Origin of the sequence: Sorangium aterium, assembly GCF_028368935.1 — a bacterium.
GTDB lineage: Bacteria > Myxococcota_A > Polyangia > Polyangiales > Polyangiaceae > Sorangium > Sorangium atrum.
Window position 1 is genome coordinate 192,661 of the sequence record NZ_JAQNDK010000002.1, and the last position, 13,858, is coordinate 206,518.

10 protein-coding genes are annotated in these 13,858 nt (G+C 75.4%); 3 read left to right on the top strand and 7 right to left on the bottom strand.

Annotation, left to right across the window (positions count from 1 at the left end; genetic code table 11):
- Positions 1-112: 112 nt before the first annotated feature.
- The 6 genes from POL72_RS15620 to POL72_RS15645 all read right to left on the bottom strand — a co-directional run bounded on the left by POL72_RS15620 (position 113) and on the right by POL72_RS15645 (position 6,681).
- The gene (locus tag POL72_RS15620; RefSeq protein WP_272096119.1) at positions 113-1,144 is read right to left on the bottom strand and encodes a hypothetical protein; all 1,032 of its coding nucleotides are present in this window, start codon (positions 1,142-1,144) and stop codon (positions 113-115) included.
- A 187-nt stretch (positions 1,145-1,331) separates the two neighbouring features.
- Positions 1,332-2,501 (bottom strand): response regulator, encoded by a 1,170-nt coding sequence (locus POL72_RS15625; protein WP_272096120.1) that lies wholly within the window; start codon positions 2,499-2,501, stop codon positions 1,332-1,334.
- The gene (locus POL72_RS15630) at positions 2,498-4,186 is read right to left on the bottom strand and encodes an ATP-binding protein (protein WP_272096121.1); all 1,689 of its coding nucleotides are present in this window, start codon (positions 4,184-4,186) and stop codon (positions 2,498-2,500) included. Before POL72_RS15630 ends, POL72_RS15625 begins: the two co-directional genes overlap by 4 nt.
- Positions 4,187-4,441: 255 nt before the next feature.
- Positions 4,442-5,569, bottom strand: a complete 1,128-nt coding sequence (locus tag POL72_RS15635) for a hypothetical protein (RefSeq protein WP_272096122.1) — start codon at positions 5,567-5,569, stop codon at positions 4,442-4,444.
- 158 nt (positions 5,570-5,727) lie between these two features.
- The gene (locus POL72_RS15640; protein ID WP_272096124.1) at positions 5,728-6,417 is read right to left on the bottom strand and encodes a sterol desaturase family protein; all 690 of its coding nucleotides are present in this window, start codon (positions 6,415-6,417) and stop codon (positions 5,728-5,730) included.
- Between the two features lie 66 nt (positions 6,418-6,483).
- A complete protein-coding gene (locus POL72_RS15645; RefSeq protein WP_272096125.1) occupies positions 6,484-6,681 on the bottom strand; it encodes a hypothetical protein in 198 nt (65 codons plus the stop codon).
- Between the two features lie 320 nt (positions 6,682-7,001).
- Here POL72_RS15645 and POL72_RS15650 point away from each other — a divergent pair, with 320 nt between their 5' ends.
- The 3 genes from POL72_RS15650 (at position 7,002) to POL72_RS15660 (ending at position 11,022) form a co-directional block, all read left to right on the top strand.
- Positions 7,002-9,812: a DUF4388 domain-containing protein gene (locus POL72_RS15650; RefSeq protein WP_272096126.1), complete on the top strand. Its 2,811-nt coding sequence runs from the start codon at positions 7,002-7,004 to the stop codon at positions 9,810-9,812.
- 80 nt (positions 9,813-9,892) lie between these two features.
- Complete coding sequence (locus POL72_RS15655) at positions 9,893-10,597, top strand: hypothetical protein (RefSeq protein WP_272096127.1); 705 nt, start codon at positions 9,893-9,895, stop codon at positions 10,595-10,597.
- Positions 10,598-10,638: 41 nt separating this feature from the next.
- A complete protein-coding gene (locus POL72_RS15660) occupies positions 10,639-11,022 on the top strand; it encodes a nuclear transport factor 2 family protein (protein WP_272096128.1) in 384 nt (127 codons plus the stop codon).
- Positions 11,023-11,031: 9 nt separating this feature from the next.
- Here POL72_RS15660 and POL72_RS15665 read toward each other — a convergent pair whose 3' ends face one another.
- Complete coding sequence (locus tag POL72_RS15665; RefSeq protein ID WP_272096129.1) at positions 11,032-13,848, bottom strand: AAA family ATPase; 2,817 nt, start codon at positions 13,846-13,848, stop codon at positions 11,032-11,034.
- Between the last annotated feature and the right edge of the window lie 10 nt (positions 13,849-13,858).

The following is a 13,858-nucleotide window of genomic DNA, read 5'->3' on the forward strand; positions in this document are numbered from 1 at the left end:
CGCCGGCGCGCCTGAAGGCGGGGCCGCGGGCAGCGCGCGCCCGACCCCGGGGACAGAGACGAGCGAGGCGCGGAGTTCTCCTCGGCGCCTCGCCGAGCTCAGCGACGCGCGCTCACTGCGCGGGCGGGCAGCCGATGGGCCCGGTGCCGATCACGACGTCATCGATCCACATCGAGCGGGCGGAATCCGCCTGATAGGACTCCCAGCCGAGGCCGATGCTGTCGAACGCCGGCGCTTTCCACGTGTAGTTCTCCACGTTGTTGGCGCAGCCCTGGCCGGTCCCGGACACCTTGAGATCGGAGAGCTCCTCGCCATTGAGCCAGAAGCGCATCTCGTTCTTCGGCCCGTCGAAGCTGAACTCGACGCAGGTCCATGCGCCGGTCGGGACCACCGTCGTCTCCTCCGCGTGGTGCCAGCAGTCCGACTGCGGTCCGGTCTTCGGGTCGCTCCAGTATCCGGGCGTATCGTAGTTCGCCATGAGCTGGCTGCCGCCCGCGACCGGGTGCTGCCCGCCGTAGCGATACTGTGCCGCGTAGGGCATCCCCTCGAAATCGCTGCCAGGAATCGTCCCTGAACCGTCGATGATGGTCCAGTGCACATCCCCCGTCGGCGCAGCCTCGAGGAAGAACATCATGCGTCCATGGATGACGTTCTCGTCGGTGGGCAGGGCGTCGGTGCCCGTGAACTTGATCATGGCCGACTTGTAGTTGTTGTCTCCCGAGCTCGCGGGCGTGGTCACCTTGATGGACTTGGTGCCGCTGTAATGCTTCGACGTGTCGACCGACACGGTGGAGCCCGTCATGGCCGTGTAGACCGTCCACTTGCCCAGCTTCTCGCCGTTCTCGCCCTGGCCCTCGTACGACTCGAAGTCGTCGCAGAGCAGCGCCTCACAGGCCGAGCCGCCGCCGGTCCCGCCGCCCTCGCCGGCGCCGCCGCCGCCGGTGGCGCCGCCGCTGGTCGTGGCGCCGCCGCCCTCACCGGCGCCGCCGCCGCCGGTGGCGCCACCGCTGGTGGCGCCGCCGCCCGTGCCGCTGGTCGAGGACGACGTCGACGTCGTGCCACCATCGTCATCCGAGCACGCAGTCGCGCCCGCCGCGAAGGTCGCGAGCAGGCCAAGCAAAGTAACGCTAATTCGAAGCTTCATGTTCGTTTCCATCCTCCGCGGCGACTATTGCACGAGGCCATCGCGTCGTTCAAGAACGAACGTTTTCGGCAGATCGCACGATCCAGGCGCTCGAACTCGAATGGCGCCGGCGGTGTGGGGCGACACGATCAGGCGCGGGAGCAGCCTTGAACAGCGAGCCTCTCGGGCCGGGTGCGAGTGTGAACGTTCAACCGCCCTCCGCCCCGCCGCGCCCGCCGCCTTCCACCATTGCCTCCGGCGAGATCGCATAGAGCCTCTCCTCTCCCTGCTTTCCCCGGATCCGCACCAGCGCGGGCATCGCTTCTCCCGGGCTCCCGGCCGCGGTGAACGTCGCCTCATCCATCAGAAGGCCACCGGCCCTCGCCTGTGCCTGAATCCGAAACGCGGTGTTCACACGATCGCCGATGATGGTGAACTCCCGCCTGCCGCTCGACCCGATGCTCGCCAGGAGGACCGGCCCTGTCGAGAGCCCGAGCCGCGTCGGGAAGGCGGGCCGGCCCTGCGAGCGCTGGTGTTCGTTGAAGGCCGCGATGCTCCGCTGGATGCGCAGCGCCGCCTCGAGCGCGTCACTCGCGCTCCGGAAGAACGCGAGCATGCCGTCGCCAACGTACTTGTCGACCTCGCCCGCGTGGTCGTAGACGATCTGCGCCACCGTGGCCATGTAGAGGCTGAGATCCGCGATCAGCGGCCCGGGCTCCTCGCTCTCCGAGAGCCGCACGAACTCCTCGATGTCGCTGACCAGCACCGTCAGCACCTCGCGCGCCGGCGGGCTCGGCCTGTTCGACGAAACGCTCTCCTCGATGCTCTCCCACGCCCGGTCGGAGAGATAGCCGCGCAGCGCCGCCTGCATCTGGCGCATCTGCGCGTAGCGCTCCTCGAGCTCCCTCCGCTGCCGCTCGAGCTCCCGGCGCTGCCGGTGCAAGAGCAGCTGCGTCCCCACCCGGGCGAGCACCTCGCGCAGCTCGAACGGCTTCGTGACGTAATCGACGCCGCCCGCGTCGAACGCCATCACCTTGTCGCCGATGCCCGTCATCGCGCTCAGGAAGATGACCGGGATGTCCGCCGTCCCGGGATCGCCCTTGAGCCGGCGGCACACCTCGTAGCCGTCCATGTGGGGCATGCTCACGTCGAGCAGGATGAGGTCCGGAGGCGCCGCCGCCGCCGACATCAGCGCCATCGCGCCGCTGATCGCCGCCCGCACCTCGTAGCCCTGCGCCGTCAGCATCGAGGTCAGGAGCGAAAGGTTCGCCGGCATGTCGTCGACGATCAGGATGCTCGGGGGCTCTTCCCTTGGGCGCTCCGGCCGCGCGCCCGGGGCCGCCCCGCGGGGGGCTGGCTTTGCGTCGGTGTCCGTCATGACGGCTCCTCCTCGTCGGCGCTCGATAGCGCCAAGATGCTGTCGAAGCGATACCCCCGTGCGAGCTCGGCCACCGCCCCCGCGAGCTCCGCGTCCTCCGGCCGGAACCGATCGATCGTCGCCTGGACGGCCTTCGCGTCGAGCCGCGTCGCCGCCCGCCGGAGGTCCTTGCGGAGCGCGGCGGGCAGCCCGGCCGCCGCCCGGGCGAGGTCGACGGCCGGCGCCCCCTGGGCCGCGCCGGGCTCGGCGGCGCGCTCCTCGTACTCGAAGCGGGCCCCGAGGTGCTTCGTCAGGAGGCCGAGGATGTCCGCGTCGCGGAACGGCTTGCTCACGAAGTCGTCGCACCCCGCCTCCGCCGCGAGCGCCCGGTTCTGCTCGAACGCGCTCGCGGTCATCGCCACGACGACCGTCTCGTGCCCCCGCGGGCTCGACTTGATGCGGCTCGCCGTCTCGTAGCCGTCGAGCAGCGGCATGCGGAGATCGAGCAGGACGAGGTGCGGCGCCCACGTCTCCCACTGCGCCACAGCGCCGAGCCCGTTGGTCGCGCTGCGCGCCTCGATGCCCACCGCGTCGAGCAGCTTGAGCAGGCAGTGGCGCACGTCCCACCGGTCGTCGACGACGAGCACGCGGTACCTCGGCTGGCCCGGCGACAGCCCCACGGCCCGGAGCGCCGCCGGATGGCGCGCGGCGCCGCCGGCGCGCGCGTCGGGCGCGTCGACCAGCGACAGGCGCACGTCGAAGCGGAGCGTCGTCCCGCGGCCTGCCTGGCTCTCCACCCGGATGTCGCCCCCCATCATCCGCACGATGCGCCGGCTGATGTGCAGGCCGAGGCCCGTGCCCTCGCGCGACTGCCGCCCGGTCGCGGTCTGCGCGAACGCCTCGAAGAGCTCCGCGAGCTCCGCCTTGGCCATGCCCCGGCCGGTGTCCGCCACCTCGAACGACACCCGCACCCGCCCCGCCGCGCCGTCGTGCGCGCCGCCCTCACGTACGCCGGTAGAGCGCCGCGCCGAGGCGCGCAGCGTGACCGACCCGCGGGGCGTGAACTTCAGCGCGTTGCCGAGCAGGTTGATCAGCACTTGCCGCAGCTTCCCCTCGTCGCCGTGGACGTGCCGCGGCACGTCCTGCGCCCGCTCCACCGTGAGCGTGAGGCCCCGCTTCTGGGCCTCGACAGCGAACATCTCCGAGAGCCCCGAGAGCGTGTCGTGGAGGTCGAACTCGGCGTCGACGAGCGTCATGCGGCCGGCCTCGATCTTCGCCATCTCGAGGATGTCGTTGACGAGGCCGAGCAGGTGCTCGCCGCTCTTGCAGATGACCGCGAGGTTCTCGCGGTGCCGGTCGGCGAGCGAGGGGTCGCGCTCCACGAGCTGCGCGAAGCCGAGGATCGAGTTGAGCGGGGTCCTGAGCTCGTGGCTCATGTTGGCGAGGAACGCGCTCTTCGACCGGCTCGCGTTCATGGCCTCCTCCCTCGCCCTGCGCGCCTCCTCCTCGGCCCGCCGCGCCTCGGCGAGCTCCTCCACAAGCCGCTGCTCGGCGGCGCGGCTCACCGCGAGCTCCTGCGCCTTCCGCTCGAGCTCGCGCTCGCGGGCGTGGAGCCGCCGGCGGAGCGCCCAGAGGGCGACCAGAAAAAGGGTCCCGACGACCACGAAGGCGGAGATCCCGACGACCTGCATGCGATGTGCCCCCACCCGCCTCCTGCGCGGCGGGAAGGACCGGAGCGCCGATCCCGTCGGAAGGCAACGATCAGGTTACAGGACTTCGGGGCAGCCCGTGGGGGCCCGATCGGCCGTGCCGCGCGGCTTTTGGCGGCGGAGCGGCGCGCTCGTCAGGCGGACCACGGAACCATCGAACCAGGGATGGCCAATGCCAGAGGGGAAGGGGCGAACCCATGGAGCCCTCCGCCGCAGCGCGGCGCTCGGTTCTTTGCGGCGCGGGCCCATGCGCTACCGCGCGCCGCCGTCCGGCGTCGCCCGCGGGCGGGGTGTGACGACCGCGTCGGGCGGCGGCGGGCCGGCGTCTGCGTACGGCGGCGCGTCGCTGTCTCCCTGCGCGGGCGGCGGCCTGGGCGCCGGCGCGGGCTGACGGAGGCCGCGAAGCGAGGCGAGCCGATCGACGAGGACGCCGGCCTCCTCGGCCGACAGCTTGACGCGGGCGTGGAGCGCCTTGCCCTCGGCCGCGATCGCGATGCGCTCGAGCACGGACCCGAAGCCGACGAGCCGCGTCGCGAAGTCGGCCGCGCGCGCGTCGCGGGCCGCGCGCAGCTCCGCGCCGAGCGCGGCGCAGGGGGCCTCCGCGTCGCAGAGGACGGCGGCGTGGACGGCGATCTCGGGGCCGAGCGCGACGCTGGCGCCGCCGGAGAGCAGGGACGCCGCGGGCGATCGGCTGGAGCCGCTCAGCGCGAGCTCGCGCCCGATCTCGGCGCGCTGCTCGGGCGTGAGCACCACCGTGACGCGCGCCGCCCCCTCGCCCACGGCGCGGGCGATGGCGTCGTGCGCGCCGCTCGCGCCGACGTTGCCGGCGCGGCCTTCGGCGGCGTCGATCATGGCGCGCAGGTACGCGCCCCCGCCGAGCAGGATCGGCCCCCCGGGGCGCACGGCGATCTCGCCGTGGCCCTCGGCGCTCGAGTCCCGCACCGCGCGGAAGTTGCCGATCCCGGCGACGACCGGCCGCCCGCCGCGGGCCTCGATGACCTTGGAGGCGCACGCGAGCAGCGCCTCGTCCTGCACCGCGCCGGCCGTGACCAGCCCGAAGTCGCCGCCCTCGCCCGCCGCCGGGATGGCGATCGCGACCTCGGTCAACGCGGCCACCGGGTCGAAGCCGCACACGTCGCGCACCTTGCCGAGCCCCGGGATCTCGCGCTCCTCGCGCAGGAACGAGGCGAACGCGGGAGAGGCGCGCAGGGCCGGGAGATCGAGCGTCGCGACGAGCATCGCGCCCGCGGGCACGGCGTCGAGCGCGCGCGGCGCGGCGGGCGGGCTCTCCCGCCGGCGGCCGAGGAGCCAGGCGACGCCGCCGCCGAGCAGGACCCCGACGAGCAGGAGGACGAGGCCGTCTCTGGTCCGCGGCTGCACCCGCGACCCGTTAGCACACGGCCGCGGCGGACGCCCCGGCGCGCGCGCGCACCTCGCGCGCCCCGGCGGGGCGGAGGGCGCTGCGCAGGGCGCGCCCCTGCGTGGCGCTGCGCGCCCTTGCGTTGCGGCTGCGCGCGCGGTGCAGGCCGGCGCGGCGGCTACGCGCGCGGCGTAGGCCGGCGCGGCGGCGGCGACCAGCGCGTCCCGCGGACGAGATCGAACACGGGCACGGTCACGTTGAAGTTCCAGCGCTTCATGAGCCGGGGGTCATGGTGCCGGCGGTGGTGCTCGCGGAGCCGCGCGAGCCCCGGGATCCGGTACACCGGGCTGCCCACTGGCAGGTGATACGCGAGGTGCAGCCACTCGTAGCTGACGAAGAACGCCATCGCCGTCGCGAGCCCGAGCAGCGCCGCGTCCCGCGAGAACAGGGCGCCCGCCGCCGCGGCGAGCGGCAGCAGCGAGGCGAGGACCAGGAGCGCCGAGGTGGGCGGCGTCAGCACCAGCCAGAGCTCGCGGGAGCTCCGCAGCGCCATGTCGTCGGCGGTGAAGGCGAGGTGGTGCTCGCGCTCGTGCCGCTCGCAGAGCGCGCCGAGCAGCGGCGCCCGCCGGTGCAGCACCGACCTGTGCGCCCACCACTCGAAGGCGAAGGCGAGCAGCAGCGTCGCCGGTACAGCGAGGAGCTCGACGGCATCGACGGCGTCGAGCAGGCGCACCGCCGCCGCGAGCACGAGCGCGCCGAGCAGCGTGGGCGCCGCGAGGTGGAGCGCCGGGCGGTACCCGCGCGGGATCCGCGCCGCGATCTCCGCGCGCCGCCGCGACCGCGGCGAGGCCGGCTCGTTCACGACCATCGGAGACTATGAATTCTAAAAAAACAGAACGCAAGCGCGGGCGAGGCCACGAGCGAGGGGGCGCGCTCAGCTTTCCTGGCGCTCTTCCTTCGGGTCCGCCTGTTCCGCGCCGTCCTCGGGCGCGCCGCCGTCCGTCGCGGGCGCTCCCCGCTCGAACAGCCCGCCGATGGCCTCACCGATGCGGCCGATCTTCGCGGCGAGCAGCACGACGATGAGCAGGAAGGCCGTCAGGGCGATCTCGTTGTGGGAAGCGCCGAGCACCATGCGTCGACGTCTACCACGCGGCGCCCGCAGCGGGGGGCGCCGCCGCGCGCGTGCGGGCGTGCGTCGATGCGCGGCGACGTCGACCTCGCGCTCGCGTCGCGGAGGTGATGTCGGCCGGGCGCTCCCAGCGCAGCAGGGGTGGAGACCTCGCCGCGCCGGCGGGGCCGTTGTGGAGGGAGCTGCGCTGCGCGGCGGGAACACGAGCGGGAACGCGAGCGGGCCGCGATCGCGTTTGACAGCCCGCCGACGACCGTCGAGAGTCCAGTCGATGCGGGCCCCTGGGCGCTGCTCCGCCGGGCCGCCGCCACGAGATGACCGCCGTGTCCGAGCTCCGCGACGACTACGAAGCAGTGCACGCGCGCCCGCGCGAAGGCGCCGTCCTGCTGGCCGACGCGTCGGCCGACGGGGAGGCGATCGGCGCGGCGCTGCGCGGCCGGGGCTTCGAGGTGATCGCGGCGTCCATCGCCGAGCTCGACGCGCGCCTCGCGAGCGACGCGCCGCGGGTCGTGATCGTGGACATCGACGAGCCCGGCGCGATCGAGGCGCTCGAGCGCCTCTACCTGCGGCCGGGCGGCGTCGCCGCGTCCGTGCTCCTCGTGGGGGATCCGGTCCGCTCGGCGGAGCTCGATCCCCAGCTGTTCGGGCAGGTCTTCGAGCGCCCGGTCGACACCGCCGAGCTCGCCGCGCACGTGAGCGCTGTCGCGGAGCCCGGGCGGTTCCGCGGGGAGCACGCCGTCGAGGCGCGCCTCGCGGCGGGCCTCCCGCTCGACAATGACGTCCCGTCGAACCCCGACTTCTCGAGCGATCTCGACCCGCTCGACGTCGGCTCGGTGCTGCCACCCCCGGAGGAGGACGGCGACGAGGTCGGCCCGCGGCTCCTGCCGGCGCGCATCAGCCCGGAGCTCGAGGAGATCCTCGTCGCCGCCGAGCAGCGGGTCACGGCGAAGGCGCACCCGTCGAGCATCCCGGCGGCCGAGGAGGAGGTCGACCTGATGCTGTCGCCGGAGCTGCTCTCGGCCCTCGACGAGCCGCTGGATCCGGACGAGGACGAGCCGCGGACCGGCGCGAGCGCGGCCGTCGCCCCGGTGCCCACCGGGTCGCCCTCGCAGCCGAGGACGAGCGAAGGCCCGTACGGCGTCGCGCCCGCTCCGCAGCCGGCGGCCACCCGCGCCGAGCACACGGGGCCCGGCGACTCCCTCGTCGAGCTCGCCGAGCCGGGCGACGAGCACGAGGACGACCTCGACGCCGAGCCCGCGCTCGACGGGGCGCACGCGACGAAGCGCGCCGGCCCCGAGCTCGCGGCGCTCTCGCTCGACAGGGAGGCGCACCTGCTCGGCAGGGAGGAGCGCGATCACGGCGGTCCCGCGCGCCGGAGCGGCGGCCGCGACGCCGCGCCGCCGACCCCGCGCGACGCGGGCCGGCCCCACGCCTTCGCGTCGCCGCCGCCGCGCCCCGAGCCCGCGTGGGATCGGTCGCCCTCGCCATCCCCCGCGCCGCGAGAGGAGCCCGCGTGGGACCGCGCCCTGCCTGGCCCCGCGCGCGGCGGCGAGGACGTCGACTGGGCGCGCGCTCCGTCGGGTCGCCTCGAGCCGAGCGTGCGCCAGCGCATCACGGAGCCGCCGCCGCCCCGGTCGCGCGAGGGCCGGGAAGCGCGCGCGCCCGGCTTTCCGCCGCCGCCCCCTCCGGGCGTCGCGTTCGTGTCGCCTCCCTCGGTCGAGGTGCGGACCGCGCTGTTGCCGTCGGTCGGCAGGGCCGAGCCCGAGCCGCTGCCGTCTGTGCCGTCCCAGGCCCGCTCCGCCCCGGCGGGGCGCGCCCCTGCGCCTCCTGGCGTGCCCGTCCCGGCGAGCGCGGGCGCCGGCTCGCTCGGGCGCGGCCTCCTGGCGCCCAGCCCGCCTGCCGCTCCGAGCCCGGTCTCGCTCGGCCGCGGGCCCCTGCAAGCTCCGCCGTCCATGGCCATCTCCGGCGCGGCCCTGCGCGGGCCCGCGCCGCCTCCGCTGCCGCTCGTGCCGCCCGCGCCGGCCACGGTCAGCGCGGCCGTGCTCGGCCGCGCCATGGCGCCTGAGCCGGTCGACGAGGCGCCGAGCTCCGGCGGGGCCTCCTCGGCCACGGTGCTCGGCCCGGGCGACGCGCCGCGCGCGCTCGCCCGCGCGGTGGGCAGCCGCTCCTCCGGCGCCCTCGCGATCACGACCGAGGAGGGCGCGCGGCGCATCGTCCTGCACGAGGGCGATCTCGTCACCGCCGGCTCGAGCATCCCCGAGGAGACGCTGCTCGCCTTCCTTGTCGGGCGGGGCGACCTCGAGCGCGAGGTCGCGGCGCGGCTCGCGGGCAAGCTCCCCGCCTCGGGCCGGCACGCAGGCGCGGCGCTCATCGCGCACGGCCACCTCGGCCAGGACGACCTCTGGCCGGTGCTGCGCGCGCACGCCGAGTGGGTCATCGGCCACGTCGTGCTCGTCGAGGCGGGCACGTGCGACCTCGAGCCCGAGCCGCCGGGCCGCCTCAAGGCGGAGCCGAACGTCTTCGGCGGCGCCACCGGCGCCGAGGTCTTCGTCGAGACGATCCGCCGCGTGATCGCCCCCGAGGTCGCCCTGCGCCGCCTCGGCGGCCCGGGGGCGCGCCTCGACGACGGCGTCCGGCGCAACCTGCTCGGCGAGTGCGCGCTGCGGCGCGAGGAGGAGGAGCTCGTGCGCACCGCGCGCGGCCGCAGCGTCGGCGAGCTCGTGAGCGTGGCGGAGCCCGAGAACGCGAGCGTGCTCTACGCGCTCGTCTGCCTGGAGGTGCTCGACGTCCTCATCCCGCCGTCGATCACCGAGGCGCCGCCCCCGCCGGTGGAGGATCCGCTCGACGAGGAGGCGATCCGGCAGCGCGTCCGGGCGCGGCTCGCGCTGGTGGAGGACGGGGACTATTTCTCGATCCTCGGCATCCCGCGCGACGCGACGAACTACGAGATCCGCCGCGCGTACCTCGCGCTGAGGAAGGCCTTCGAGCCCTCCACCCTGCTCACCGCCGCGACCGTGGACCTGCTCGACGACGTGCGGCTCGTCATCGAGGTGCTCGACGAGGCCTACGAGATCCTGCGCGAGCCGCACCGGCGCGAGCGGTACCGGCGGGCGATCGAGGCGGGGCCGCCGTAAGCGGCCGCGGGCGCGGGGAGGCGGCTCCGCGCACGCTGCAGGACGCGCCGCGGGCACGGTTGATGAAGGCCGGCGCGGCTGTGCAATGCTCGCTCTCTCCCGGACCCGGACCGGCGGCGTCGACGGCGCCGCGCGCGGGCGAGCCGACGCGCTCCGGTCGATCGGCCGCGGCGGCGCTGATCGCCGCCCTCGCGCTCGCCCCGGGGTGCGTCCGCGAGGCGGCGAAGGAGGCGACCCACGGCACGCTCGAGGCGCTCGAGCGCGGCGCGCAGGACCGGGCCGGGCCCGCAGGAGGATCGGCCAAGAGGCCGGCCGAGGGCGCGCACGAGCGCGAGCGGCCGCTCGTGGGGGCCATCGTCCACGATGCGGTCCGGGCCGGCGCGGCGGAGATCGGGCGGCAGGCCGAGGGCCTGGAGCCGGTCATCGCGCAGACGAGCGAGGCTGTGAGCAGCGCCGTGATCGAGGGGGCCCTCCAGCACGACCGGGCGCTCGTCACCCTCGTCGAGCAGGGCACGGGCGCCGCGGCGAGGGCCGCGGCGCGCGAGGGGACGGAAGAGCTCATGGAGCAGCTCGCCGGGTGTCCCGCCGGCGACCCGGGCTGCTCGAGCGTCGCGATCGAGCGCGCGAGCCGCGCCGCCGCAACGGGCTTCGCGGACGGCCTGGGGAGGGCGATCCAGCCCTGGATCATCGGCCTCGCGTTCGGCGGGGGGTTCCTGCTGGCCGCGCTGCTCGCCGTCGCGATCGCGGTCGTCACGCGGCGGCACGAGCGCTCCGTCGCGCACTGAGAGGTCCGCCCCTTGCAGGCGCCCGCACTGCAGGAGGCACCATGTCCAAGGCGAGCGAGTTCATCGAAGCCCTGCATCGGATCGAGGAGAGCGGCGACGTCGAGCCCATGGCGCGGCTGTTCGCGCCCGACGCCGAGCTCAGCAACCCGACGGTCTCGAGGCCGCTCCACGGCCCCGACGGCGCCCGCAACTTCTGGCGCAGCTACCGGCACACCTTCGGCGAGGTGCGGTCGGAGTTCCGGTGCGTCGTCGAGTCGGACGAGGCCGCGATCCTCGAGTGGACGAGCCGTGGAAAGCTATCTCACGGAGGGGAGTTTTCGTACGACGGCGTGAGCGTCATCGAGCATCCGGCCGGCGCCATCAGGAGGTTCAAGGCGTACTTCGATCCGAGAGCCCTCGGGCTTCAGCTGGAGCACGCGGCGTAGCGCCGCGCTTCAGCTGGAGCACGCGGCGTAGCGCCGCGTGCTGGCCCGCGCGATCGCGTCCACCACGACCTCGCCCTGCTCGACGCCCACGAGCGCCGCCGACCCCTCCTCGAGCTGGCCGCGCAGGATGAGCTCCGCGAGCGGCGCCTCGACGAGGCGCGCGATCGTGCGCTTCATCGGCCGGGCGCCGAGCTCCGGGTCGAACCCTCCGGCGTCGAGCAGCGCGTCGATCGCCTCGGGCTCGACCTCGAGCTCCACGCCGCGCGCCTCGAGCTCGCGCTCGAGGCCGCCCAGCAGCCGCCGCGTGATCTCGGCGACGTCCGCCCGCGTGAGCGGCGCGAAGCAGAGGACCTCGTCGATGCGGTTGTAGAGCTCGGGCGGGAGCGTGGCGCGGGCCGCGGAGAGCATCGCCTCGCCGAGGCGCTCGGGCGACACGGCCGCGGAGGTGCGGGCGAAGCCGACGGAGCGCTCGGACCGGAGCGCGCCGGCCTCCGCCGCGCCGAGGTTCGAGGTCATCACGAGGACCGTGTTCGTGAAGTCCACCCGCCGTCCGCGGCCGTCGGTCAGGCGGCCCTCGTCGAAGACCTGGAGGAACGCCTCGAGCACGTCGCGGTGCGCCTTCTCGATCTCGTCGAGCAGCACCACCTGGTACGGCCTCCGCCGCACCGCCTCGGTGAGCTGGCCGCCCGCCTCGTGGCCGACGTAGCCGGGCGGCGCGCCGACGAGGCGCGCGACCGCGTGCGACTCCGCGTACTCGGAGAAGTCCAGCCGCGTCATCGCGTCGGGCGAGTGGAACAGCGCCTCGGCGATGGCCTTCGCCGTCTCCGTCTTGCCCACGCCGGTCGGCCCCAGCAGAAGGAACGACCCGATCGGGCGGCGCGCGCGCAGGCCGGCCGCGTTCCGGCGGAGCACCCGCGCGATGCGCGCCAGCGCCTCGCCGTGGCCGACGACGTTCTCGGCGAGGAGCGTCTCCAGCGAGAGCATCCGCTCGCGGTCGGTCTCGAGGAGCCGCTCGACCGGCAGATCGGCGAGCTCGGCGACCACCTCGGCGACCTCGGCGGGCCCCACCTGCCGCGCCGGCTGCGCAGGTTCGCGGAGCGCCGCGCGCGACGCGCGTGACGTCGACGACGCGCGCCGCCGCGTGCGCGCGCCCGCGAGGTCGAGGATCGAGAGCGCCTTGTCGGGCAGCGCGCGCCCGGGCAGGTAGCGCACGGACCAGGCGACGGCCGAGGCCAGCGCCTCGTCGGTGAACGCGAGCCCGTGGTGCGCGCCGAGCCCGACCGCGACGCTCTGGAGGAGCAGGAACGCCTCGTCCTCCTCGGGCTCGTCGATCTCGACGATCGTGAAGCGCCGCGCGAGCGCCGGGTCGACCTCGATGCTCTTGCGGTACTCCTCGGGCGTCGCGGTGCCGATCAGCGTGAGCTCGCCGCGGGCGAGCGCGAGCTTGAGCTCGGCCATCGCCTCGTCGAGCGCGCCGCTGCCGAAGAGCTCCGACAGGCCGTCGATGAACAGGATGACCCGCCCGCCCGCCTCGCGGAGCTCGGACCGGAGCGCGGACAGGCGCTCGCTCAGCGCGCCGCGCGCGCCGGTGCCCGCGAGGAGCTCCGACGGCACGAGCTCGACCACGATGCGCGGCTCCCGCTCGTCGAACGCGAGCCGGTGGGTGATGCCGCGCGCCACCGAGGTCTTGCCGACGCCCGCCGGGCCGAGGAGGCAGGGGTTGTTCGCGTGGCGCTTGGCCAGGACGTCGAGCGCCTGCTCGATCTCGTGCTCGCGGCCGACGATCGGCTCGAGCTCCCCCTGCACCGCCGCGAGGGAGAGGTTGTGCCCGAGCGAGGCGAGGGCCGGGAAGCGCGCGCGGTCGAGGGTGAAGCGCGCCGCGAGGGCGGCGCTCGCGGCGGCGCTCGTGGCGGTCGGCGGCGCGAGCGGCGGGAGCGGCCGCCCCGGCGCGGGCGCGGCGGGGGAAGCGGCGGAAGCGGAGGCGGGGGAGGCCGAGGACGCCGGAGAGGGGGTGGGCGTGAGGGCGATCGGCTCGGCAGAGCTCAGCGCGTCGGCTCCGATCGGGGCCGCGGCGGGGCGGGGGCGCCCCGGCGGGAACAGCGGCGTCGGCGGGAACAGCGGCACGGTGACGCCCGGGCCGGCGCCCTTGGCGGGCCGCGATTCCGGCGCGACGGCGCCCTTGGAGGGCCGCAGCTCCGGGATGGCGACGCCGGCGCCCTTGGCGGGCCGCAGCTCCGGGACGGCGACGCCGGCGCCCTTGGAGGGCCGCAGCTCCTGGGATGTCCGTGGCGAACGCGGCGTGCGCGCCGGATCGGCGGCCTCGCCGCGGGAGCGTCGCGCCGTGGGCGTCGCGGCCGACGCGGGCGGCGTCTCCGGCGCGCCGCCGTCCTGGAGCAGCCGCGAGGGCGTCCGCCGCGCCTGCACCACGCCGAGCGCGATCTGGAGCGCCGCGGTCCGCAGCCGCGCCAGGTCGACCCCCGACTGGGTGAGCGCGCGGTGCGCGGCCGAGCTGCGATCGGACAGGAGCGCGAGCAGCAGGTGGAGCGCCGCGGGCTCCTTCGCGGTCGCCCGCTTCGCGACGTCGCGCGCGCCCCCCATCGCCCGGCCGATCGGGTCGGGGCCCTCGTCGTCGACGGAGCGGGTCGCCTTGAGCAGGGCCTCGTCGTCGAGCCGCCGATCGCGGAGCAGATCGGCGGCGGGGCCGCCGCTCATGGCGATGGCCACGAGGAGGTGCACGCTCGACAGGCGCTCCTTGCGCTGGGCGGCGAGGTCCTGCGCGAGCTTGCGCAGCGTGACGAGCTCGGCGTGGGAGCGAGGGCTGGTCATCCTTGCAGAG